Origin of the sequence: Leifsonia sp. 1010 (genome assembly GCF_031455295.1) — a bacterium.
Classification (GTDB): domain Bacteria; phylum Actinomycetota; class Actinomycetes; order Actinomycetales; family Microbacteriaceae; genus Leifsonia.
This window is the reverse complement of the sequence record NZ_JAVDSL010000001.1, coordinates 1-21,749: the sequence shown is the minus strand read 5'-3', so window position 1 is coordinate 21,749 and position 21,749 is coordinate 1. Positions and strand designations below refer to the sequence as shown.

Genomic DNA, 21,749 nt, shown 5'->3' with positions numbered 1-21,749 from the left:
GGAACAGTGTCCGATCTCGTACTCAAGCTGGACGAGCTGGTGCAGCTGCGCGATGACCTTGACGCCGTCGTGCGCGAGTTCCACAACGCCGACGACTTCAGCGACTCCGTCGCCGAGGCGACCGGGCACGACGACCTGCACAGCCACGTCCGCGACTTCGCCCACAAGTGGAACGAGAAGCGCAAGGAGATGACCGAGAACGTGAAGAACGTGCAACAGGTCATCGCCGCCGTGGCGGACAACTTCGTGAAGGTGGACGGCGACCTCGCCAAGGCGCTGGACGAGAAGAAGGGTGCGGACCACAAGTGAGCGACAAGGAGTTCCAGCCGCTGACCGGCGACCCCGACGTCCTGGAGGCGAAGGCCCGGCACTACCAGTCGATCGGCGAGGCCATCCAGCGCTCCGTGAAGGAGCTCAACAAGATCCACGACCTCGACGGCTACAAGTCGCAGGCCGTGTCGAAGCTGCAGGAGATGTCGAAGGACACCGCCGAAGACATCAACAAGGCCAAGGACCGCTACTCGAAGACGGCGAACGCCCTGATCACGTATGCCGCCGAACTGCGTGAGGCGCAGGACGACGCCGACAAGGCCATCGCGCTGATCGAGCAGAAGCAGAATGCGGCGGATGCTGCGCACAAGGCGGCCACGACCGCTCACACGGACGCGCAGAAGGCGAAGCCGGAGGACGCGGCGACCGCCGGCAAGACGGCGGACAAGGCCGACGACGCCGCCCGGGATGCGAACGCCGCCCTGCAGGCCGCGCACCAGGCCTGGTACGACGCCCGCGACAAGAAGAATCGCGCCGCCGAGAAGGCCGTCGACGCGATCGTCGACGTCGTCGACCACCACAACAACGGCCTGAAGAACCCGGGCTTCTGGGACAAGGTCATGGATGTGATCGAGACCATCGGCGACATCGCCGGGGTCCTGGCGATCTTCCTCTCCTGGGTTCCGATCCTCGGGCAGATCCTCGTCGTGGTCGCGCTCGTCGCCTCCATCATCAAGCTGGTCGATGCGGTCGTGAAGTTCGCGACCGGCCAGGGCACCTTCCTCGACATCATCGGAGCGGCCGTGGGCGTCGCACTGAGCCTCTTCGGCGGACGCATCTTCGCGTTCCTCGGCAAGGCCGCGCGCATCAAGGCGCTGGCCCGCGCTCCCCGTCTGGTGGGCGGCGTGCGCACCAGCCCGAACGCCATGCTCAAGATGCAGATCGGCAAGCGCCTGATGAAGTCGGCCACCAAGAAGCTCTTCGAGAAGCCGCTCAACGACGTCAACCCGATCAAGATCTGGCAGGCCGCCGGAGAGTCGGCGGCCGGCCAGCGCGCCGCGTACAAGGCGCTGGTGACGGACGGCGCCGACAAGGCGAAGGCGATGCGGACCCTGCTCGGCATCGACCAGAACGTCGTGCGGGCCGTCTCGCACGACGTCGGCGCCCGCGAGGTGAACCCGCTGACCGTCGTCACCGCGTACCACCAGGGCTCCGCGCTCATCAACAAGGGCATCGAGCTGGTCAACGTTCCGGGCAAGGTGGATGAGATCGCCAACAAGTTCGACGGCGGCAACCACACCGATCTGCCGAAGATCCCCAGCATCGACCTGCAGAAGTTCGCGCTCGGCCAGGCGGACAAGTATGTTCCGACCTACAAGAGCCACAACGGCTGAGGAGGCTGACCCGGTATGACGCTGCGCCCGCGCGACATCGTCGACTTCACGTTCGAGGCCCCGGAGGGCTGGTACGACGTCGAACTGCTGAGCGAGGACCCGCGAGGGGACTGGCCGGAGCGGTTCGCGGCCGGCCTGGACGCGGGTGAGCAGGCGCCCGGCCTGATCGCCCAGCTGCGCGCCCTCCAGCAGGTGCTGCACGCCGAGGACCCGAGCGGCGCCACCCGCGCGCGGGTGTACATCCCGATCCCGTCGGCCGGCGTCCTCAACGCCTACCAGACGTTCGAGCTCCTCCAGCTCGAGGTCGACGACAGCCCGGAGAGCTACCTCGCCGCGACCGACGCGGATGCGGCCGAACGCCGCCCCGGCTACGAGACCCTCGGCTACCGCTCCTGGCGCACAGCCCACGCGGTCGGCGAGCTCGTCGGCTTCACGCACCTGACGGCGCTCGCCGACGACGACGCGGGCGACGCCCTCCTCGAGCAGCGGGTGGTGTTCGCGATCTTCCCGGTCGGTTCCGCGCAGGCGTTCCACACGGTGTTCCGGTCGGGATTCATCGGCGGCTTCGACGACATGGTCACCGACACGCAGGCCATCGCCGACTCGCTGCGAGTCACCCTGGGGGAGTTCGCATGACCGACGCACGGCTGACCTCGCTCGACGACGAGCTCACGATCGTCTTCCCGGGCACGTGGGTGATGATCCCCCTGCACGACGAGGAGGCGGCGTCCCGGCGCATCGCACGGCTGGTGATCGAGCGGGTCGGTCGCGCAGACCGGCTGGCGCGCGTCCGGCGCACGGCGAAGACCGAGCTGGAGCACCTGGTCGCCCTCGCGGATGCGACCTCGGCTTTCGCTCTCGCGCTCTCCATGGAGATCCTCCCGGGCGTGCCGTTCCCCGCCTCGATCGTCCTGTCGCGCGAGGAGTGGCCGACCAGACCGGCGCCGGGCGACGACATCGCAACGCACCTTCAGCGCTGCTTCCCGGACGACGACGCGCTCGACTTCTCCATCGGACCGGTACAGCGTCGCTCGCAGGTCCGGCAGACGGCGTACGACGAGCAGTCCGCTCCCGAACTGGTGGCCGACTACCGTTTCGCCGTCCCGGACGGCTCGCGTCTCATCCACGCGCGCATCAACGCGCCCATGGCGACAGCGCCGGAGCTCTACCTGGAGCTGTTCGACGCGATGATCGACTCGATCAGCTTCCGCGCGCCTCTCGCGCAGCCGGCCCGCTGACCTTCCGTGCGCTGACCTTCCGCCCGCTGACCCTGCGGCGGTACTCGCGGACGATCAAGACGATGGTGATCACCACGAGCGCCGCCGTCACGATGATCCAGACGATCGCGGCGATGGGGTCGACCGGCCAGAACAGCCAACCGGCGACGAGGAACGACGCGAGACCGTACGGGATGCCGGCGATCAGCACGGCGCGTCCTGGTCGCCAGCCGAGGAACATGATCTCGGTCCAGAACGCCGTCCAGGGCGTCATCCGGACGGGGAGCAGCGACAGCGCCGTCTTGCCGACCGTCACCGGTCCGATGACGTCACGCGACCATCCCGTGCTCGACAGCCGCTCGCCCGCGTACGACGGGCGCAGGCTCCGCGCCACGTACGTCCACGACAGCACGGCGAGCGAGACCGACCCGAGGGGGAGTGCGACGAATGCATACCCGAGCAGGGGGACGAGCACGACGAGGGCGAACACGAGGAACAGCACGGTGATCACGGTGTCGCCGCCCGTGACGAACTCGCGGGAGCTGAAGTCGGGGTTCGTGCTCCAGAGTCCGAAGGGGAGGGCGGCGGGAAGCGCCAACGTGACCGCTCCGAGCGCCGTCCACACCAGGGCGACCAGGAGGTATCCGAGCGGGCGCATGGCCCGTTCCGCCTGCGACGGCGGCGTCGAGGAGCGGTCCGGACGCGACCCGGTTCCGCGCGCAGCGGCGGAACTCGGGTTCGGCTTCATCGGGCTGTACGACGGCATGGCTGCCACGCTATCCCGCTGGCCCGGCGAGCGTGAACTCCGCCCCATGGGGAGTGCTCCCCATTCCGTCCTCTCCGCGGGCCTGGTTAGGTGGACGTAGCTGGTCGGCCCCGGGGGTACGGCCTCTTTCGAACCGAAGGGATAAGGACCGTCATGGCCAACATGAACGTCACGTACGGCGAGATGACCGATGCCGCCAACCGCCTCATCGCGGGCAAGGACGACATCACCGCGAAGCTCCACGAGCTGCAGAATCTGGTGAACGGGCTCGTGAACGGGGGCTTCGTCACCGACCAGGCGTCCGGCGCCTTCCACACCTCGTACGAGCAGTTCACCAAGGGCACCACCGAGGCGGTGAACGGACTCGACGGGATGTCGCAGTTCCTCACCAAGGCGGCCGACGCTCTGCAGAACGTCGACAGCGAGCTCGCCAAGGGCATCGGCGGCTGAGCCGAACCCACACGACAGAAGAGCGCGGGTACCCCGAACGGGTGCCCGCGCTCTTCTGCGTCCCGCCCCTAAGCTGACTGTCGGCCGATGGGTTTCCGGCCGGTATGGGGGAGTCCACGTGAGCACCGAGTCCGAAGCCGCGCCCGCGAAGCGCACCGTCCGCGTCCGCTGGTTCTGGTGGGTCCTCGCCGCCGCCGCTGTGCTGTGCACGGCCGCCGGCGCCTTCTTCTCCGTCACCACCGTCGCGGCGGCGCAGAGCATGCCCCGCACCGTGGTCGCTCGCTACCTCGACGCACTCGTCCACGGCCACGCCCGCGAGGCGATGAAGCTGGGCGGGATCACGCCGCGCTCGGGCGACATCCTGCTGTCCCAGAAGGCCTACGCCACCGCGACCGACCGCATCACCTCGTACACGCTCGGCGCGCCGGTCACCCGCAAGGGAGTGACGACGGTGGATGCGACGGTCGAGCAGGGCGACCGTCCGTACCACCGCTCCTTCCGCGTCGTCCGCGCGGGCGGCCTGCCGTTCCTTCCGCTGTGGAAGCTGGCGCCCGTCACACCGGACACCGTCGAGGTCGAGACCCCCGGGCCCAGCGGCCTGAGCTTCACCATCGCCGGCACCAAGCCGTCGAGCGATGACGGTTTTGCGAAGCTGCGCGCCCTCCCCGGCAGCTACCCGGTGAAGGTGAGCTCGTCGAGCCGCGACTACTCCGCGAAGAGCGGTGTCGCCATCTCGCACCCGGTCGGCAGCGTCGTCACTCCGACGCTGTTCGCCGCCGAGCTCTCGGAGACGGGCTACGCGGATGCGAAGAAGGCCGTCGAGGACTGGCTGGACGCCTGCCTCGCCACGCAGGACGCCGCTCCGGCGAACTGCCCGTTCCTGGTGAAGGACGAGACCGCGAACGGCGTCCGGCTGAGCGATCTCCGCTGGGCGCTGGTGACCCGCCCCGAGGTGGACATGTACGGCGACTGGCACGACGGAGGCTGGGACGTCCGCGGCTCCGGCGGTTCGGTCACGGCGACGGCGAAGGTGACCAGGCTCGCCGACGGCGCCACCGGACAGGTCTCGACCGGCGACATCCCGTTCGCGTACTCGGGCACGGTCACCTTCACCGGTGACGGGGCCGTCTTCACGCCGGCGCGCGGCGACGGGTCGCAGGGCTGATCGTGGGGAAGTCGACACGGACGGCGCTGTGGCTGGGCGCCGCGCTCGTGGTGCTCGCCACCGCGGCAGGCGCCGTGATGTCGGTCGCCACGATCGGCATGGCGCGGGACCTTCCGCGCACCCTGGTCACGCGGTACCTGACGGCACTGGAGCACGGGAAGGCGGAGCAGGCGATGCGCATCGCCGGGATCCACCGCTCGGCCGGTGACATCCTGCTGACCGATAAGGCGTATGCCAAGGCCACGCATCGCGTCACCTCGTTCACCGTCGGCCACCCGGTGACCCGGTCCGGCCGCACCACGGTCGAGGCTGTTCTTACGCAGGGCGACCAGGAGCAGCGTCGAACGTTCGCGTTCGAACGGACCGGCGGACTGCCGGGTGTCCCGCTCTGGCGCATGGCGAAGGTGGCACCGGACACGGTCTCGTTCGAGGTTCAGGCACCGGACGGCATGACCTACTCCATCGCCGGCGTCCGACCGGAGAAGCAGGCGCTGCGCACGATCGTCTCGCTGCGCGCTCTCCCCGGCAGCTACCCGATGAGCTTCACGTCGCCCGACGACGCCTACCGGATCTGGGATGCGGACGTGGCATCCAGCCCGGCCGACCGCACGAAGACCATCCGGTTCCCGGCTCAGCTGTCGTCCGATGGCGACACGGCCGCCCGCGCCGCGGTCGACGCGTGGCTGGATGCGTGCCTCGCTACCACCGTTCCCGATCCGGCCGGTTGCCCGTTCGTCGTGGACGACACGACCGACGACGGCTACACGGTGAGCGGCGTCCAGTGGAAGCTGGACCACCGCCCCTTCGTCTCGGTCGACACCGGGTGGGCGCATGGCGGATGGATGGTGTCGAGCGACGAGGGGACCATCGAGGCCTCGGGCACGGTGACGAGCCCGACGGACGGCTCGACCGGTACGGCGTCGACGGATCCGTTCTCCTTCGAGTACTTCGGATTCGTGACATTCGACTCCGACGGCACCGCCGTTTTCACCCCGCAGTACGACGACGGCGCGACCCAGGGCTGAGGGCACGACGACGGGTTTCGCCGTGCGCGGACACCGGGCGTCCGGGCCCGTGCTCATTTGACCGACCGGCGCCCGACGGATAGTATTTATCGGGTGTGCGCTCTGTCGCGCGCTTGCTTCGTGCCCGGTTTCCGGGCCAGGAGCGAGCGGGCTGGCACGTACTCATCCGATGGGCAGGGAGACCGCACGGGACCCCCGCCCCCACGGCATATCGGCCGGTTCTGCCGTCCGATTCCCCCAAGTGCCGTTCCACCCGACGACAGCCTCCATCGTTCCGATGACGGGCGCGAAGCCGGTGGGTGGCTCATGGGGAAGAAGCAACAACTGTCACCGTGCAGTCCATATAAGGAGAAGTTCAGTGCCAACCATTCAGCAGTTGGTCCGTAAGGGCCGGACGCCGAAGGTCACCAAGACCAAGGCTCCCGCCCTGAAGGCCAACCCGCAGCAGCGCGGCGTGTGCACGCGTGTGTACACCACCACCCCCAAGAAGCCGAACTCGGCGCTCCGCAAGGTCGCCCGTGTGAAGCTGTCGAACGGGACCGAGGTCACCGCTTACATCCCCGGTGAGGGCCACAATCTGCAGGAGCACTCGATGGTGCTCGTCCGCGGCGGTCGTGTGAAGGACCTCCCGGGTGTCCGCTACAAGATCGTTCGTGGCGCCCTGGACACCCAGGCCGTGAAGAACCGCAAGCAGGCTCGCAGCCGTTACGGCGCGAAGATGGAGAAGAAGTAATGCCTCGCAAGGGTCCCGCTCCGAAGCGCCCCGTCGTCGCCGACCCGGTGTACGGCGCGCCGGTCGTAAGCCAGCTCGTCAACAAGATCCTCCTCGACGGCAAGAAGGGCCTCGCCGAGCGCATCGTCTACGACGCGCTCGAGGGTGTCGCCACCAAGTCCGGCCAGGACGCGGTCACCACGCTGAAGAAGGCTCTCGACAACATCCGTCCGACCCTCGAGGTCCGCTCCCGCCGTGTCGGTGGCTCGACCTACCAGGTGCCGGTCGAGGTCAAGCCGCACCGCGCGAACACGCTCGCGCTCCGCTGGCTCACCAGCTACGCCAAGGGTCGTCGCGAGAAGACGATGACCGAGCGTCTCCAGAACGAGATCCTGGACGCGTCCAACGGTCTCGGCGCCGCTGTCAAGCGTCGCGAGGACACCCACAAGATGGCCGAGTCGAACAAGGCCTTCGCCCACTACCGCTGGTAAGCACCGCACCGCGGTAATAAATCTGGCCGTCCGGGCGTTATACCTCATAGTGCCGCGCCCGGACGGCACCCCTCACTTTCAACAATTCGGAGGAACCCTGTGGCACAGGACGTGCTCACCGACCTGAACAAGGTCCGCAACATCGGCATCATGGCCCACATCGATGCCGGCAAGACCACTACGACCGAGCGCATCCTGTTCTACACGGGCGTCAACCACAAGATCGGCGAGACGCACGATGGCGCCTCGACCACCGACTGGATGGAGCAGGAGAAGGAGCGCGGCATCACCATCACGTCCGCGGCCGTGACCTGTTTCTGGAACAAGAACCAGATCAACATCATCGACACGCCCGGTCACGTGGACTTCACCGTCGAGGTGGAGCGTTCGCTCCGCGTCCTCGACGGCGCCGTCGCCGTGTTCGACGCGAAGGAGGGCGTCGAGCCCCAGTCGGAGACCGTGTGGCGTCAGGCTGACAAGTACGTCGTCCCGCGCATCTGCTTCGTCAACAAGATGGACAAGCTCGGCGCCGACTTCTACTTCACCGTCGACACCATCGTCTCGCGCCTCGGCGCCAAGCCGCTGGTGATGCAGCTCCCGATCGGCTCGGAGTCCGACTTCGTCGGCGTCGTCGACCTGATCGAGATGCGCGCGCTGGTCTGGCCCGGCGACGCCAAGGGTGATGTCACCATGGGCGCCAAGTACGAGGTCCAGGAGATCCCCGCCGACCTCCAGGCCAAGGCCGAGGAGTACCGCGCGAAGCTGATCGAGACCGTCGCCGAGAGCGACGACGTGCTGCTCGAGAAGTTCTTCGGCGGCGAGGAGATCACCGTTCCGGAGATCAAGGCGGCCATCCGCAAGCTCACCGTGAACAACGAGATCTACCCGGTGCTCTGCGGTTCGGCGTTCAAGAACCGCGGTGTGCAGCCGATGCTCGACGCTGTGATCGACTACCTGCCGTCGCCGCTCGACGTGCCCGCCATCGAGGCGCACAACCCGCGCGACGAGGAGCAGGTCATCCTGCGCCACGCCGACGCCACCGAGCCGTTCTCCGCCCTGGCCTTCAAGGTCGCTGTGCACCCGTTCTTCGGTCGCCTCACCTACGTGCGCGTCTACTCGGGCCGCATCGACTCCGGCGCCCAGGTCATCAACTCGACCAAGGGCAAGAAGGAGCGCATCGGCAAGATCTTCCAGATGCACGCCAACAAGGAGAACCCGGTCGACTTCGTCACCGCCGGCAACATCTACGCGGTGATCGGCCTCAAGGACACCACCACGGGTGACACCCTGAGCGACCCGGACAACCAGGTCGTGCTCGAGTCGATGACCTTCCCGGAGCCGGTGATCGAGGTCGCCATCGAGCCGAAGACGAAGGCCGACCAGGAGAAGCTGGGCACCGCGATCCAGAAGCTGGCCGAAGAGGACCCGACGTTCCGCACCGAGCAGAACCAGGAGACCGGCCAGACCGTCATCAAGGGCATGGGCGAGCTCCACCTCGACATCCTCGTCGACCGCATGAAGCGCGAGTTCAACGTCGAGGCGAACGTCGGCAAGCCCCAGGTGGCCTACCGCGAGACCATCCGCCGCACGGTGGAGAAGTACGACTACACCCACAAGAAGCAGACCGGTGGTTCCGGTCAGTTCGCAAAGGTGCAGATCAGCCTGGAGCCCATGGAGGTCACCCCGGAGACCTCGTACGAGTTCGTGAACGCCGTCACCGGCGGTCGCGTCCCGCGCGAGTACATCCCCTCGGTGGACGCCGGTATCCAGGACGCGATGCAGGTCGGCGTTCTCGCCGGCTTCCCGACGGTGGGCGTCAAGGCGACGCTCGTCGACGGTGCAGCGCACGACGTCGACTCCTCGGAGATGGCGTTCAAGATCGCCGGCTCGATGGCCTACAAGGAGGCCGCTCGGAAGGCGAACCCGGTGCTCCTCGAGCCGCTCATGGCGGTCGAGGTCCGTACGCCGGAGGAGTACATGGGCGACGTCATCGGCGACCTGAACTCCCGTCGCGGGCAGATCCAGTCCATGGAGGACGCCAGCGGTGTCAAGGTGGTGCGTGCCAACGTCCCGCTGTCGGAGATGTTCGGTTACATCGGTGACCTGCGGTCGAAGACCTCGGGCCGCGCGGTGTACTCGATGCAGTTCGACAGCTACGCGGAGGTCCCGAAGGCTGTGGCCGACGAGATCGTTCAGAAGAGCAAGGGCGAGTGACCTCGGGTCTCAAGCCTTCGGCAACATCCCGTAACATAAGAAACCAATCCCGTAGAGCTTCCGGTCGAAATCCATCGACCGGCGCCTCTACACGAGAGTCCTGAGGAGGACCCACAGTGGCTAAGGCCAAGTTCGAGCGGACTAAGCCGCACGTCAACATCGGAACCATCGGTCACGTCGACCACGGCAAGACGACGCTCACCGCGGCGATCTCCAAGGTGCTTGCTGACAAGTACCCGTCGGCGACCAACGTTCAGCGCGACTTCGCGTCGATCGACTCGGCTCCGGAAGAGCGTCAGCGTGGTATCACGATCAACATCTCGCACGTCGAGTACGAGACGCCGAAGCGCCACTACGCGCACGTTGACGCCCCGGGTCACGCCGACTACATCAAGAACATGATCACCGGTGCTGCTCAGATGGACGGCGCGATCCTCGTGGTCGCCGCCACCGACGGCCCGATGGCTCAGACCCGTGAGCACGTTCTGCTCGCCAAGCAGGTCGGCGTCCCCTACCTGCTCGTCGCGCTGAACAAGTCCGACATGGTGGACGACGAGGAGATCCTGGAGCTCGTCGAGCTCGAGGTTCGCGAGCTGCTCTCCAGCCAGGACTTCGATGGCGACAACGCCCCCGTCGTGCGCGTCTCGGGCCTCAAGGCTCTCGAGGGCGACGAGAAGTGGGTCCAGTCGGTCCTCGACCTCATGGACGCCGTCGACAACTCCATCCCCGACCCGGTGCGTGACAAGGACAAGCCGTTCCTCATGCCGATCGAGGACGTCTTCACCATCACCGGTCGTGGCACGGTCGTCACGGGCCGCGCCGAGCGTGGCACCCTGGCCATCAACTCCGAGGTCGAGATCGTCGGCATCCGCCCGACGCAGAAGACCACGGTCACGGGTATCGAGATGTTCCACAAGCAGCTCGACGAGGCCTGGGCCGGCGAGAACTGTGGTCTGCTCCTCCGCGGTACCAAGCGCGAGGACGTGGAGCGCGGCCAGGTCGTGGCGAAGCCGGGTTCTGTGACCCCGCACACCAACTTCGAGGGCACTGCCTACATCCTCTCGAAGGACGAGGGTGGCCGTCACAACCCCTTCTACACGAACTACCGTCCGCAGTTCTACTTCCGTACCACCGACGTCACCGGCGTCATCTCGCTGCCCGAGGGCACCGAGATGGTCATGCCCGGCGACACCACCGACATGTCGGTCGAGCTGATCCAGCCGATCGCCATGGAGGAGGGCCTCGGCTTCGCCATCCGTGAGGGTGGCCGCACCGTGGGCGCCGGTACGGTGACGAAGATCATCAAGTAAGTCCTTCGACTTCACTCGTGAGAGGGTCGGGCCTTCGGGTCCGGCCCTCTTTCGCGTTCCTGGCGATCTGCTCCGACCGCTTTACCTGGGGCCGGTGCGGTCGCAGAATGGACGCACCGTTTCAACCGGACGGTTCCGTTCGACGAGAGGAGCGCCTATGGATTCCCACAGCCTCGCAAACCAGCCCACATCGCTGAAGGGTTCTCGTAACGGAAGTTCGGGGGCCGCGTAGCGGTCGTGGACAATCAACTGAGTGGCGGCGCGAGGCGCCACTCGAGCGGGGTCGGCTTCGGTCGGCCCCGCTCCTCTGTGTTCGGGGCGCAGCGCGGTGAGCTCGCTTACGGCAGCGACAGCCGACGAGGGTCGAGGTCGTACTCCAGCTCGATGCCGGAGGTCAATCGCACGATGAGCGTGCACGAGTACACCTGGTCGCCGTGATCGGACCGCGACTGCGCATGCGCCGGCCAGCCGTCCTCATCGTCGTCTCGCATCCCTGCTCCTTCCGCCGCACTTGCGCGGCTGGTGATGAGCGTGCACGCACATGGTGCATCACAGCGGCCCGCTCTGGCTACGGATGGTTTCCCGCGCGCGCGACACGCCCGGGTTGCAGGTTGGGCTGCGATCTGGCAAACTTGTCTAGTTCAACATTCCGGAACGAGCGCGTCTACGCGCGCTTCGACCGGATCACTGCCAGGCAGTGCATAGCCCGTCGCACCGTGTTCATTCGCGGTCTTGGCGACGTGAGGTTAGGCCGCAGGCAGCAGGACACGCTCAATTCGAACACCCACGAGACCAGGGGCTAACTCTGTGCCTGCAACGGGTTCGGAAACGAGTTGACAGAAGAATAGTGGCGTTCCACCGCGTACGTCGCCCGCGTCCAATGCGAAGAACGGCTCGAGAGAGCCGTCTCGTACGACGCCATAACAAGAGAGAGAGTCAGACATGGCGGGACAGAAGATCCGCATTCGGCTTAAGTCGTATGACCACGAGGTCATCGACACCTCGGCGCGCAAGATCGTCGACACGGTGACCCGTGCCGGCGCTACCGTCGTCGGCCCGGTGCCGCTTCCCACCGAGAAGAACGTGGTGGTCGTCATCCGTTCGCCCCACAAGTACAAGGACAGCCGCGAGCACTTCGAGATGCGCACGCACAAGCGGCTGATCGACATCATCGACCCGACGCCGAAGGCCGTCGACTCGCTCATGCGTCTCGACCTGCCCGCCGACGTCAACATCGAGATCAAGCTCTAAGGGGGAGTGCCACCATGTCCAACGCTGACACGAAGACTTCCAAGGGCCTCCTCGGCAAGAAGCTCGGAATGACCCAGGTCTGGGACGAGAACAACAAGCTCATCCCCGTGACCGTCATCGAGATCACGCCGAACGTCGTGACCCAGGTCCGCACCCCCGAGGCCGACGGCTACAACGCCGTCCAGATCGCCTACGGCCAGATCGACCCGCGCAAGGTCAACAAGCCGTCCGCCGGCCACTTCGACAAGGCGGGCGTCACCCCGCGTCGTCACCTCACCGAGGTCCGCACCGCCGACGCCGCCGAGTACGCGGCCGGCCAGGAGCTCACCGTCGACGGGACCTTCGAGGTCGGCCAGCTGGTCGACGTCGTCGGGACCTCGAAGGGTAAGGGCTTCGCCGGTGTGATGAAGCGCCACAACTTCCAGGGCGTCTCCGCTTCGCACGGTGCGCACCGCAACCACCGCAAGCCGGGCTCCATCGGCGCCTCCTCGACCCCGAGCCGTGTCTTCAAGGGCATGCGCATGGCCGGTCGCATGGGTGGCGAGCGCGTCACCGTCCTGAACCTCAAGGTGCAGGGCATCGACGCCGAGAAGGGCCTGCTGCTGGTCAAGGGCGCCGTTCCCGGCGCTCGTGGCCGCATCGTTTTCGTCCGCAACGCAGTGAAGGGGGCCTAAGGTAAATGGCTACCTCGATTGACGTCGTCGACCTCAAGGGCAAGAAGGCCGGCTCCATCGAGCTTCCCGACGCCCTGTTCGACGTTCAGACCAACATCCCGCTGATCCACCAGGTCGTCACCGCCCAGCTCGCCGCGGCGCGCCAGGGCACGCACAAGACCAAGGGTCGTGGCGAGGTCTCCGGCGCCGGCCGCAAGCCGTTCAAGCAGAAGGGCACCGGTCGCGCCCGCCAGGGTTCCATCCGCGCCCCGCAGATGACCGGTGGTGGCATCGTCCACGGACCGACGCCGCGCAGCTACGCCCAGCGCACCCCGAAGAAGATGATCGCCGCTGCTCTGCTCGGTGCTCTCTCGGACCGCGCCCGCGGCAGCCGCCTCCACGCGGTCCAGGCCTTCACCACCGGTGACGCGCCCTCGACCAAGGCGGTCGTCGACCTGCTGAGCGGCATCGCGACCTCGAAGCACGTCCTCGTCGTGCTCGAGCGTGACGACGAGCTCGCCTTCAAGAGCGTCCGCAACGTCCCGACCGTGCACGTGCTGACCTACGACCAGCTGAACGCCTACGACGTCCTGGTGAGCGACGACATCGTCTTCTCGCAGGCGGCGCTCGAGGGCTTCATCGCCGCCAAGAGCAACAAGGAAGAGGTGAACGCGTAATGGCCGTCAACAAGGACCCGCGCGACGTCATCATCGCCCCGGTCGTCTCTGAGAAGAGCTACGGCCTGATCGACGAGGGCAAGTACACCTTCCTCGTCGACACGCGTTCGAACAAGACCGAGATCAAGCTCGCCATCGAGTCGATCTTCAAGGTCGAGGTCGCGTCGGTGAACACCCTGAACCGTCAGGGCAAGACCCGCCGCACCCGCTTCGGCACCGGCAAGCGCAAGGACACTAAGCGCGCCATCGTCACGCTGAAGTCCGGTTCCATCGACATCTTCACGGCCGTCGGCTGAGCGAAGGACTAGAGGAAAACAGACATGGCAATTCGTAACTACAAGCCCACGACCCCCGGTCGTCGCGGCTCCTCGGTCGCCGACTTCGCCGAGATCACCCGCTCGACGCCGGAGAAGTCCCTTCTCCGTCCGCTGTCGAAGACCGGTGGCCGCAACAACCAGGGCCGCATCACGACCCGTCACATCGGTGGTGGCCACAAGCGCCAGTACCGCGTGATCGACTTCCGTCGCAACGACAAGGACGGCGTCAACGCCAAGGTCGCCCACATCGAGTACGACCCCAACCGCACGGCGCGCATCGCGCTGCTGCACTTCGTGGACGGCACCAAGCGCTACATCCTGGCGCCCGCCGGCCTGAAGCAGGGCGACGTCGTCGAGTCGGGTGCCGGCGCGGACATCAAGCCGGGCAACAACCTGCCGCTGCGCAACATCCCGACCGGTACCGTCGTTCACGCGATCGAGCTGAAGCCGGGCGGTGGCGCCAAGCTCGCCCGTTCGGCCGGTGCCTCGGTCCGCCTCGTCGCGAAGGACGGCCCCTACGCCCAGCTGCGCCTCCCCTCCGGTGAGGTCCGCAACGTCGACGCGCGCTGCCGCGCCACCGTCGGCGAGGTCGGCAACGCCGAGCAGTCGAACATCAACTGGGGCAAGGCCGGCCGCATGCGCTGGAAGGGCGTTCGCCCGACCGTGCGTGGTGTCGCGATGAACCCGATCGACCACCCGCACGGTGGTGGTGAGGGCAAGACCTCCGGTGGTCGCCACCCGGTCAGCCCGTGGGGTCAGAAGGAAGGCCGTACGCGCCACCCCAACAAGGAAAGCGACAAGCTCATCGTCCGCCGTCGCAACGCCGGCAAGAAGCGCAAGTAGGAGTTCGAGAAGATGCCACGCAGTCTCAAGAAGGGCCCCTTCGTCGACGAGCACCTGTTTCGCAAGGTGGTCGCCGCGAACGAGGCCAACAGCAAGAACGTGATCAAGACCTGGTCGCGCCGCTCGATGATCGTCCCGGCCATGCTGGGTCACACCATCGCCGTGCACGACGGTCGCAAGCACATCCCGGTGTTCGTCACCGAGACCATGGTCGGTCACAAGCTCGGCGAGTTCGCGCCGACCCGCACCTTCCGTGGACACGTGAAGGACGACAAGAAGGGTCGCCGCCGCTGATCGCGGTGGCGTAAGGAGGAGAGAAATGGTGGAGTCGATCGCCCGCGTGCGACACATCCGCGTTACCCCCATGAAGGCCCGCCGCGTCGTCAACATGATCCGCGGCAAGCAGGCTCAGGAGGCCCTGGCCATCCTGAAGTTCGCCCCCCAGAGCGCGAGCGAGCCTGTTTACAAGCTCGTCGCCTCGGCCATCGCCAACGCGCGTGTCAAGGCCGACCAGAGCAACACCTACCTGGACGAGCAGGACCTGTACGTGAGCCGCGCCTTCGTGGACGAGGGGACCACCCTCAAGCGGTTCCAGCCGCGTGCACAGGGCCGGGCCTTCCGCATCAACAAGCGCACCAGCCACATCACGGTCGTCCTCGCGACGCCGGACGAGGCCGAGGCCGCCCCCGTCAGCAAGAAGGCGAGCAAGTAATGGGTCAGAAAGTCAATCCGTACGGCTTCCGTCTGGGGATCACCACCGACCACGTGTCGCGGTGGTTCTCCGACAGCACCAAGCCGGGTCAGCGTTACAGCGACTACCTCGCCGAGGACGTCAAGATCCGCCGTCTGCTTCAGACGTCGCTCGACCGCGCGGGCGTGTCCCGCATCGAGATCGAGCGCACCCGTGACCGTGTCCGCGTCGACATCCACACCGCCCGTCCGGGCATCGTGATCGGTCGTCGTGGCGCCGAGGCCGAGCGCATCCGCGCCGACCTCGAGAAGCTCACGGGCAAGCAGATCCAGCTGAACATCCTCGAGGTGAAGAACCCCGAGGCCGACGCCCAGCTCGTCGCGCAGGGCATCGCCGAGCAGCTCTCCGCCCGCGTGGCCTTCCGCCGCGCGATGCGCAAGGGCCTGCAGGGCGCGCAGCGCGCCGGTGCCAAGGGTGTCCGTATCCAGGTGTCCGGCCGTCTCGGCGGCGCCGAGATGAGCCGCTCCGAGTTCTACCGCGAGGGTCGTGTGCCGCTGCACACGCTCCGCGCCAACATCGACTACGGCTTCTACGAGGCCAAGACCACCTTCGGTCGCATCGGTGTGAAGGTGTGGATCTACAAGGGCGACATCACGAACAAGGAACTGGCTCGCGAGCAGGCCAACCAGAAGCCGTCGCGCGAGCGCAACGACCGTCCGCGTCGCGGTGGCCGGGGCAACGCCCCCGAGACCGCTGGCGCGCCGGCCGCAGCAGGAGTTGAGGCATAACCATGTTGATCCCACGCAGAGTCAAGCACCGCAAGCAGCACCACCCCGGCCGTAGCGGCCAGGCGACCGGTGGCACGAAGGTCTCCTTCGGCGAGTTCGGCATCCAGGCCCTGACGCCCGCTTACGTGACCAACCGTCAGATCGAGTCCGCTCGTATCGCCATGACGCGTCACATCAAGCGTGGCGGCAAGGTGTGGATCAACATCTACCCCGACCGTCCGCTCACGAAGAAGCCGGCCGAGACCCGAATGGGTTCCGGTAAGGGTTCGCCGGAGTGGTGGGTCGCCAACGTCAAGCCGGGTCGCGTCCTCTTCGAGGTCTCCGGAGTCTCCGAGCAGCTCGCTCGTGAGGCCATGACCCGTGCAATCCACAAGCTGCCCCTCAAGGCACGCATCATCAAGCGCGAGGAGGGCGACGCGTAATGGCGATCGGATCCAAGGAGCTTGCCTCGAGCGAGCTCGACACTTTCGAAGACGAGCGTCTCGTCGACGAGCTGAAGAAGGCCAAGGAAGAGCTGTTCAACCTGCGCTTCCAGTCGGCCACCGGCCAGCTCGAGAGCCACGGCCGCCTGCGCGCCGTGAAGCGTGACATCGCTCGCATCTACACCGTGATCCGTGAGCGCGAGCTCGGGATCCGGGCTACCCCGGCCCCGGCCGAGGCAGCGCCGGCGGAGAAGAAGAAGACCCGTGCCAAGAAGGCGGCCCCGGCCGCCGAGGCCGAGGTCGACACCACGAATGAGGAGGCCAAGTAATGGCTGAGACCACCAAGGCCGCGGCCGCGGAGTCGGCGGCCGACGAGGCCCTCGTCCGCGGGTACCGCAAGTCCCGTCGCGGTTACGTCGTCAGCGACAAGATGGACAAGACCATCGTCGTCGAGGTCGAGGACCGCGTGAAGCACCCCCTGTACGGCAAGGTCATCCGCCGCACCTCCAAGGTGAAGGCGCACGACGAGAACAACACCGCCGGCATCGGCGACCTCGTTCTCATCAACGAGACCCGTCCCCTGAGCGCCAGCAAGCGCTGGCGCCTGGTTGAGATTCTGGAGAAGGCCAAGTGATCCAGCAGGAATCCCGACTCAAGGTCGCCGACAACACCGGCGCCAAGGAGCTCCTCGCGATCCGCGTGCTCGGCGGCTCCAGCCGTCGCTACGCCGGCCTCGGCGACGTCATCGTCGCCACGGTCAAGGACGCGATCCCGGGTGGGAACGTCAAGAAGGGCGACGTCGTCAAGGCGGTCGTCGTGCGTGTTCGCAAGAACACCCGCCGCCCGGACGGCTCCTACATCAAGTTCGACGAGAACGCCGCTGTCATCCTGAAGAACGACGGTGACCCCCGCGGCACGCGCATCTTCGGACCGGTCGGCCGCGAGCTCCGCGACAAGAAGTTCATGAAGATCATCTCGCTCGCACCGGAGGTGCTGTAACCCATGGCGAACATCAAGAAGGGCGACCTGGTCCAGGTCATCTCGGGCCGTTCACAGGCCCGCGGTGGTGACCGTGGCAAGCAGGGTCGCGTCATCGAGGTTCTCGTCGAGCAGAACCGTGTCATCGTCGAGGGCGTCAACTTCGTGACCAAGCACGTGCGCGTCGGCCAGACGCAGCGTGGCACGAAGACCGGCGGCATCGAGACCCACGAGGCCCCGATCCACGTCTCGAACGTGGCGCTGGTCGACCCCGAGACCAAGAAGCCGACCCGCGTCGGCTTCCGCGAAGAGAGTGTCACGAAGGACGGCGTCACCAAGACGGTCCGCGTTCGTTACGCCAAGAAGTCTGGTAAGGACCTGTAATGACCGACACTGCAACCGCTGCTGGCAAAATCCAGCCGCGCCTGAAGCAGAAGTACAAGAACGAGATCTCCCAGCAGCTCCAGGGCGACTTCGGTTTCACCAACGTGCACCAGGTGCCCGGTCTGGTGAAGATCGTCGTCAACATGGGTGTCGGCGAGGCGGCTCGTGACGGCAAGGTGATCGATGGTGCGGTCAACGACCTCACGCTGATCACCGGTCAGAAGCCCCAGGTCACGAAGGCCCGCAAGTCCATCGCGCAGTTCAAGCTGCGCGAGGGCCAGCCGATCGGTGCGCACGTCACGCTGCGCGGCGACCGCATGTGGGAGTTCCTCGACCGTCTCCTCTCGCTCGCGCTTCCGCGAATCCGCGACTTCCGCGGCCTCAGCGACAAGCAGTTCGACGGGAACGGCAACTACACGTTCGGTCTCACGGAGCAGTCGATGTTCCACGAGATCAACCAGGACCGCATCGACCGCGTCCGCGGCATGGACATCACTGTGGTGACCACCGCCAAGAACGACGACGAGGGCCGCGCGCTGCTCAAGCAGCTCGGCTTCCCGTTCCGTTCCAACGACGCGGCCAACTAGGCCCACCTGCGGGCCGGCCGTCCGGCCGGCCCGCTTCCACCACAGGTCGTCAGTCGTGTACCGGCTGAACGAAACCTGGTGACCGTAAGGAAAACCGAAATGACCATGACAGATCCGGTCGCAGACATGCTGACCAGACTGCGCAACGCGAACTCGGCTCACCACGACACCGTGTCGATGCCGCACTCGAAGCTCAAGGCCCACATCGCCGAGATCCTCACCAACGAGGGCTACATCTCCGGCTGGGACGTCACCGACGCCCGCGTCGGCAAGACGCTGACCCTGCAGCTCAAGTTCGGACCGAACCGCGAGCGTTCCATCGCCGGTATCAAGCGCGTGTCCAAGCCCGGCCTTCGCGTCTACGCGAAGTCCACGGAGCTCCCCAAGGTGCTCGGCGGGCTCGGCGTCGCCATCCTGTCCACCTCCTCCGGTCTGCTCACGGACCGTCAGGCTGAGAAGAAGGGCGTGGGTGGGGAAGTCCTCGCCTACGTGTGGTAATCCGCCATGTCGCGTATTGGAAGACTGCCCATCGACATCCCGACCGGTGTCGATGTGAAGATCGACGGCCAGGCCGTCACCGTCAAGGGCCCGAAGGGTGAGCTCAGCCTCACCGTCGCCGAGCCCATCGAGGTCAAGCTGGAGGAGAACCAGGTCCTGGTTACCCGTCCGGACGACGAGCGCGCTTCGCGTTCGCTGCACGGCCTGACCCGCACCCTCATCAACAACCAGATCATCGGCGTCACCCAGGGCTACTCCAAGGGCCTCGAGATCGTCGGCACCGGTTACCGCGTCGTCCAGAAGGGCTCGGCTGTCGAGTTCGCGCTCGGCTTCTCGCACCCGGTGACCGTCGAGCCGCCGGCTGGCATCACGTTCACGGTCGAGGGCAACAACCGCCTGACCGTGGCCGGGATCGACAAGCAGGCCGTCGGTGAGGTCGCCGCGAACATCCGCAAGATCCGCAAGCCCGAGCCGTACAAGGGCAAGGGCGTGCGCTACGCCGGCGAGGTCGTTCGTCGCAAGGCCGGAAAGGCTGGTAAGTAATCATGGCTCTGGGTACCAGAGGAAAGAGCAAGGCGGCCGCCCGCGACCGCCGTCACACCCGCCTTCGCAAGAAGATCGAGGGCACCGCGGTCCGTCCGCGCCTGGTCGTGACCCGTTCGGCCCGCCACGTCTTCGTGCAGGTCGTCGACGACGCGAAGGGCCACACGCTGGCCTCCGCGTCGACCATGGAAGCGGACCTGCGCACCTTCGACGGTGACAAGACCGCCAAGGCCCGCAAGGTCGGAGAGCTCGTCGCCGAGCGCGCGAAGAGCGCCGGTGTCGACGCCGTCGTGTTCGACCGTGGAGGCAGCAAGTACGCGGGCCGCGTCGCCGCTGTCGCCGAGGGAGCTCGAGAGGGTGGACTGAACCTGTGAGCGACGAGAACAACAAGGAGCAGACCGTGGCCGATCAGGTAACGGACAGCGCGCAGCCGGTGGAGACCGCTGCGGGCACCGACAACAACACCCGGAGCGAGCGCGAGCCGCGCCGTGGTGGCCGCGAGCGCAACCCCAACCGCGACCGTGGCAGCCGTGACGCCGACAAGAGCCAGTTCCTGGAGCGCGTCGTCACCATCAACCGCGTCTCCAAGGTCGTGAAGGGTGGTCGTCGCTTCAGCTTCACCGCTCTCGTGGTCGTCGGCGACGGCAACGGCCTGGTGGGCGTCGGCTACGGCAAGGCCCGTGAGGTGCCGCTGGCGATCTCGAAGGGCGTCGAGGAGGCGAAGAAGAACTTCTTCCGCGTCCCGCGCGTCGGCAACACCATCCCGCACCCGGTGCAGGGTGAGGCCGCCGCCGGCGTCGTCCTCCTGCGTCCGGCTGCTGCCGGTACCGGTGTTATCGCCGGTGGCCCCGTGCGCGCCGTCCTGGAGTGCGCCGGTATCCACGACGTCCTGAGCAAGTCGCTCGGTTCGTCCAACACGATCAACATCGTGCACGCGACCGTCGAGGCGCTGAAGCAGCTCGAGGAGCCCCGCGCCGTCGCAGCTCGCCGTGGTCTCGACTACGACCAGGTCGCCCCGGCGCGCCTGCTTCGCACCGAGGCAGCGCTGGCCGAGGCCGCCGCGACCGCAAAGGCAGGTGCCTGATGGCTGCGCGTCTGAAGATCACGCAGATCAAGTCGAAAGTGAGCGAGAAGCAGTACCAGCGCGACACGCTGCGCAGTCTGGGACTGAAGCGCATCGGTGACGTCGTCGTCCGCGAGGACAACCCGCAGAACCGTGGGTACGTCAACACCGTCGCTCACCTGGTGAAGGTCGAGGAGATTGACTAATGGCTGAAGAGAAGGCCACCACAGAGGCCGCCGAGAAGCCGGCCGCCAAGAAGCCCGCGACCAAGGCCGCGAGCACGAAGGCTGCCGCCGACAAGCCGGCCGCCGAGAAGACCAGCACCGCGAAGAAGGCTCCGGCCAAGAAGGCGTCGGCTTCGGCCGCTGCCGACAAGGCCGCCGCCTCCAGCACGGACGACACCGTGGCCGCAAAGCCGGCCGCGAAGTCCTCCGCCAAGAAGGACGTCGCCGCCCCGCGCGAGCAGGTCCTGAAGGTGCACCACCTGCGCCCCGCCGCCGGCGCCAAGAAGGAGAAGACCCGCGTCGGACGCGGTGAGGGCTCCAAGGGCAAGACGGCCGGTCGCGGTACCAAGGGAACCAAGGCGCGCTACCAGGTGCGTCCGGGCTTCCAGGGCGGCCAGCTTCCGCTGCACATGCGTGCGCCGAAGCTGCGCGGCTTCAAGAACCCGTTCCGCGTCGAGTACCAGGTCGTGAACCTGGAGAAGCTCGCCGAGCTGTACCCGTCGGGCGGTGACGTCACCGTCGCCGACCTGGTCGCCAAGGGTGCCGTTCGCAAGAACGAGAAGGTCAAGGTTCTCGGCAACGGGGACATTGCGGTTAAGCTGAACGTTGCGGTCGACAAGGTCTCCGGCTCTGCTGAGCAGAAGATCGTCGCCGCAGGTGGCTCCGTCAAGTAGTCATCCGCAGAGCAGCTGAGTCGGGGGGGCGGGGGGCCCGCCCCCCCCCAGACGCTTTGGTAAACAAGAGGCGCGGGTGTTTTGGGCCCGTGGGGGGGGGTTTGGGCCCCCCCCGCAGAGCCCGCCGGAAATGTTTAGCGAG

At 66.8% G+C, this 21,749-nt stretch carries 33 protein-coding genes; 31 read left to right on the top strand and 2 right to left on the bottom strand.

Translation table 11 applies throughout. From position 1 onward, the window contains the following. Positions 1-6: 6 nt before the first annotated feature. Genes J2Y42_RS00165 through J2Y42_RS00150 form a run of 4 tightly spaced genes read left to right on the top strand, consistent with a single transcriptional unit; the run spans position 7 to position 2,902 of the window. Entirely contained in the window at positions 7-309 is a 303-nt protein-coding gene (locus tag J2Y42_RS00165; RefSeq protein ID WP_309853458.1) for a hypothetical protein, read from the top strand. Beyond that, on the top strand, positions 306-1,664 hold the full coding sequence (locus J2Y42_RS00160; protein WP_309853455.1) for a putative T7SS-secreted protein: 1,359 nt from the start codon (positions 306-308) through the stop codon (positions 1,662-1,664). Before J2Y42_RS00165 ends, J2Y42_RS00160 begins: the two co-directional genes overlap by 4 nt. Before the next feature lie 15 nt (positions 1,665-1,679). After that, positions 1,680-2,300: a hypothetical protein gene (locus tag J2Y42_RS00155; protein WP_309853452.1), complete on the top strand. Its 621-nt coding sequence runs from the start codon at positions 1,680-1,682 to the stop codon at positions 2,298-2,300. Then, on the top strand, positions 2,297-2,902 hold the full coding sequence (locus J2Y42_RS00150) for a hypothetical protein (RefSeq protein WP_309853450.1): 606 nt from the start codon (positions 2,297-2,299) through the stop codon (positions 2,900-2,902). The genes J2Y42_RS00155 and J2Y42_RS00150 overlap by 4 nt, the downstream gene beginning before the upstream one ends. Here the strand turns inward: J2Y42_RS00150 and J2Y42_RS00145 are convergent. After that, positions 2,865-3,647 carry a hypothetical protein gene (locus tag J2Y42_RS00145; RefSeq protein WP_309853447.1) on the bottom strand — a complete coding sequence of 261 codons (783 nt, stop codon included), beginning with the start codon at positions 3,645-3,647 and terminating at the stop codon, positions 2,865-2,867. The genes J2Y42_RS00150 and J2Y42_RS00145 overlap by 38 nt on opposite strands. A 153-nt stretch (positions 3,648-3,800) precedes the next feature. On the opposite strand from J2Y42_RS00145, the gene J2Y42_RS00140 reads away from it, so the two are divergent. The 7 genes from J2Y42_RS00140 (at position 3,801) to tuf (ending at position 11,014) form a co-directional block, all read left to right on the top strand. Beyond that, complete coding sequence (locus J2Y42_RS00140; protein ID WP_018191976.1) at positions 3,801-4,097, top strand: WXG100 family type VII secretion target; 297 nt, start codon at positions 3,801-3,803, stop codon at positions 4,095-4,097. A gap of 118 nt (positions 4,098-4,215) precedes the next feature. Then, a complete protein-coding gene (locus J2Y42_RS00135; protein WP_309853443.1) occupies positions 4,216-5,262 on the top strand; it encodes a hypothetical protein in 1,047 nt (348 codons plus the stop codon). Between the two features lie 2 nt (positions 5,263-5,264). Continuing rightward, on the top strand, positions 5,265-6,287 hold the full coding sequence (locus J2Y42_RS00130) for a hypothetical protein (RefSeq protein ID WP_309853440.1): 1,023 nt from the start codon (positions 5,265-5,267) through the stop codon (positions 6,285-6,287). 358 nt (positions 6,288-6,645) lie between these two features. After that, the gene (rpsL, locus tag J2Y42_RS00125) at positions 6,646-7,020 is read left to right on the top strand and encodes a 30S ribosomal protein S12 (protein WP_011186743.1); all 375 of its coding nucleotides are present in this window, start codon (positions 6,646-6,648) and stop codon (positions 7,018-7,020) included. Then, positions 7,020-7,490, top strand: a complete 471-nt coding sequence (gene rpsG / locus J2Y42_RS00120) for a 30S ribosomal protein S7 (RefSeq protein ID WP_018191973.1) — start codon at positions 7,020-7,022, stop codon at positions 7,488-7,490. Before rpsL ends, rpsG begins: the two co-directional genes overlap by 1 nt. A gap of 99 nt (positions 7,491-7,589) precedes the next feature. Next, complete coding sequence (gene fusA / locus J2Y42_RS00115) at positions 7,590-9,704, top strand: elongation factor G (protein WP_309853420.1); 2,115 nt, start codon at positions 7,590-7,592, stop codon at positions 9,702-9,704. A 116-nt stretch (positions 9,705-9,820) separates the two neighbouring features. After that, entirely contained in the window at positions 9,821-11,014 is a 1,194-nt protein-coding gene (tuf, locus tag J2Y42_RS00110; protein ID WP_018191971.1) for an elongation factor Tu, read from the top strand. Positions 11,015-11,352: 338 nt separating this feature from the next. Here the strand turns inward: tuf and J2Y42_RS00105 are convergent, their stop codons facing one another. Then, a complete protein-coding gene (locus J2Y42_RS00105; RefSeq protein WP_309853416.1) occupies positions 11,353-11,505 on the bottom strand; it encodes a hypothetical protein in 153 nt (50 codons plus the stop codon). A gap of 451 nt (positions 11,506-11,956) precedes the next feature. Between J2Y42_RS00105 and rpsJ the strand changes: the two genes are divergently transcribed. The 20 genes from rpsJ to rplO all read left to right on the top strand — a co-directional run bounded on the left by rpsJ (position 11,957) and on the right by rplO (position 21,607). Then, positions 11,957-12,265 carry a 30S ribosomal protein S10 gene (rpsJ, locus tag J2Y42_RS00100; RefSeq protein WP_018191969.1) on the top strand — a complete coding sequence of 103 codons (309 nt, stop codon included), beginning with the start codon at positions 11,957-11,959 and terminating at the stop codon, positions 12,263-12,265. Between the two features lie 14 nt (positions 12,266-12,279). Further along, positions 12,280-12,939, top strand: a complete 660-nt coding sequence (gene rplC, locus J2Y42_RS00095; RefSeq protein WP_020076939.1) for a 50S ribosomal protein L3 — start codon at positions 12,280-12,282, stop codon at positions 12,937-12,939. A gap of 5 nt (positions 12,940-12,944) precedes the next feature. Continuing rightward, positions 12,945-13,595, top strand: coding sequence for a 50S ribosomal protein L4 (gene rplD, locus J2Y42_RS00090; protein WP_018191967.1), 651 nt, complete (start codon positions 12,945-12,947; stop codon positions 13,593-13,595). Next, a complete protein-coding gene (rplW, locus tag J2Y42_RS00085; RefSeq protein ID WP_018191966.1) occupies positions 13,595-13,891 on the top strand; it encodes a 50S ribosomal protein L23 in 297 nt (98 codons plus the stop codon). The genes rplD and rplW overlap by 1 nt, the downstream gene beginning before the upstream one ends. 24 nt (positions 13,892-13,915) lie before the next feature. Further along, positions 13,916-14,755 (top strand): 50S ribosomal protein L2, encoded by an 840-nt coding sequence (gene rplB / locus J2Y42_RS00080; RefSeq protein WP_018191965.1) that lies wholly within the window; start codon positions 13,916-13,918, stop codon positions 14,753-14,755. A 12-nt stretch (positions 14,756-14,767) separates the two neighbouring features. After that, on the top strand, positions 14,768-15,049 hold the full coding sequence (gene rpsS, locus J2Y42_RS00075) for a 30S ribosomal protein S19 (RefSeq protein ID WP_018191964.1): 282 nt from the start codon (positions 14,768-14,770) through the stop codon (positions 15,047-15,049). A 25-nt stretch (positions 15,050-15,074) separates the two neighbouring features. After that, positions 15,075-15,467 carry a 50S ribosomal protein L22 gene (gene rplV / locus J2Y42_RS00070; RefSeq protein ID WP_018191963.1) on the top strand — a complete coding sequence of 131 codons (393 nt, stop codon included), beginning with the start codon at positions 15,075-15,077 and terminating at the stop codon, positions 15,465-15,467. Continuing rightward, positions 15,467-16,234, top strand: a complete 768-nt coding sequence (gene rpsC, locus J2Y42_RS00065) for a 30S ribosomal protein S3 (protein ID WP_020076940.1) — start codon at positions 15,467-15,469, stop codon at positions 16,232-16,234. Before rplV ends, rpsC begins: the two co-directional genes overlap by 1 nt. Positions 16,235-16,236: 2 nt before the next feature. Further along, positions 16,237-16,656, top strand: a complete 420-nt coding sequence (gene rplP, locus J2Y42_RS00060; RefSeq protein WP_018191961.1) for a 50S ribosomal protein L16 — start codon at positions 16,237-16,239, stop codon at positions 16,654-16,656. Then, on the top strand, positions 16,656-16,985 hold the full coding sequence (rpmC, locus tag J2Y42_RS00055; RefSeq protein ID WP_089908569.1) for a 50S ribosomal protein L29: 330 nt from the start codon (positions 16,656-16,658) through the stop codon (positions 16,983-16,985). The genes rplP and rpmC overlap by 1 nt, the downstream gene beginning before the upstream one ends. After that, entirely contained in the window at positions 16,985-17,290 is a 306-nt protein-coding gene (gene rpsQ, locus J2Y42_RS00050) for a 30S ribosomal protein S17 (RefSeq protein ID WP_309853402.1), read from the top strand. The genes rpmC and rpsQ overlap by 1 nt, the downstream gene beginning before the upstream one ends. Next, positions 17,287-17,655, top strand: a complete 369-nt coding sequence (gene rplN / locus J2Y42_RS00045) for a 50S ribosomal protein L14 (RefSeq protein ID WP_018191958.1) — start codon at positions 17,287-17,289, stop codon at positions 17,653-17,655. The genes rpsQ and rplN overlap by 4 nt, the downstream gene beginning before the upstream one ends. Positions 17,656-17,658: 3 nt before the next feature. Next, positions 17,659-18,018, top strand: coding sequence for a 50S ribosomal protein L24 (gene rplX, locus J2Y42_RS00040; protein ID WP_018191957.1), 360 nt, complete (start codon positions 17,659-17,661; stop codon positions 18,016-18,018). Beyond that, complete coding sequence (gene rplE / locus J2Y42_RS00035) at positions 18,018-18,605, top strand: 50S ribosomal protein L5 (protein WP_309853395.1); 588 nt, start codon at positions 18,018-18,020, stop codon at positions 18,603-18,605. The genes rplX and rplE overlap by 1 nt, the downstream gene beginning before the upstream one ends. Before the next feature lie 99 nt (positions 18,606-18,704). Then, positions 18,705-19,103 carry a 30S ribosomal protein S8 gene (gene rpsH / locus J2Y42_RS00030; protein ID WP_309853390.1) on the top strand — a complete coding sequence of 133 codons (399 nt, stop codon included), beginning with the start codon at positions 18,705-18,707 and terminating at the stop codon, positions 19,101-19,103. Between the two features lie 6 nt (positions 19,104-19,109). Continuing rightward, positions 19,110-19,646, top strand: a complete 537-nt coding sequence (rplF, locus tag J2Y42_RS00025; RefSeq protein WP_018191954.1) for a 50S ribosomal protein L6 — start codon at positions 19,110-19,112, stop codon at positions 19,644-19,646. Positions 19,647-19,648: 2 nt separating this feature from the next. Further along, positions 19,649-20,020 carry a 50S ribosomal protein L18 gene (rplR, locus tag J2Y42_RS00020; RefSeq protein WP_309853385.1) on the top strand — a complete coding sequence of 124 codons (372 nt, stop codon included), beginning with the start codon at positions 19,649-19,651 and terminating at the stop codon, positions 20,018-20,020. After that, on the top strand, positions 20,017-20,730 hold the full coding sequence (rpsE, locus tag J2Y42_RS00015; protein WP_018191952.1) for a 30S ribosomal protein S5: 714 nt from the start codon (positions 20,017-20,019) through the stop codon (positions 20,728-20,730). The genes rplR and rpsE overlap by 4 nt, the downstream gene beginning before the upstream one ends. Beyond that, positions 20,730-20,915 carry a 50S ribosomal protein L30 gene (rpmD, locus tag J2Y42_RS00010; RefSeq protein ID WP_018191951.1) on the top strand — a complete coding sequence of 62 codons (186 nt, stop codon included), beginning with the start codon at positions 20,730-20,732 and terminating at the stop codon, positions 20,913-20,915. The genes rpsE and rpmD overlap by 1 nt, the downstream gene beginning before the upstream one ends. Further along, positions 20,915-21,607 (top strand): 50S ribosomal protein L15, encoded by a 693-nt coding sequence (gene rplO / locus J2Y42_RS00005; RefSeq protein WP_309853371.1) that lies wholly within the window; start codon positions 20,915-20,917, stop codon positions 21,605-21,607. Before rpmD ends, rplO begins: the two co-directional genes overlap by 1 nt. Positions 21,608-21,749 lie beyond the last annotated feature (142 nt).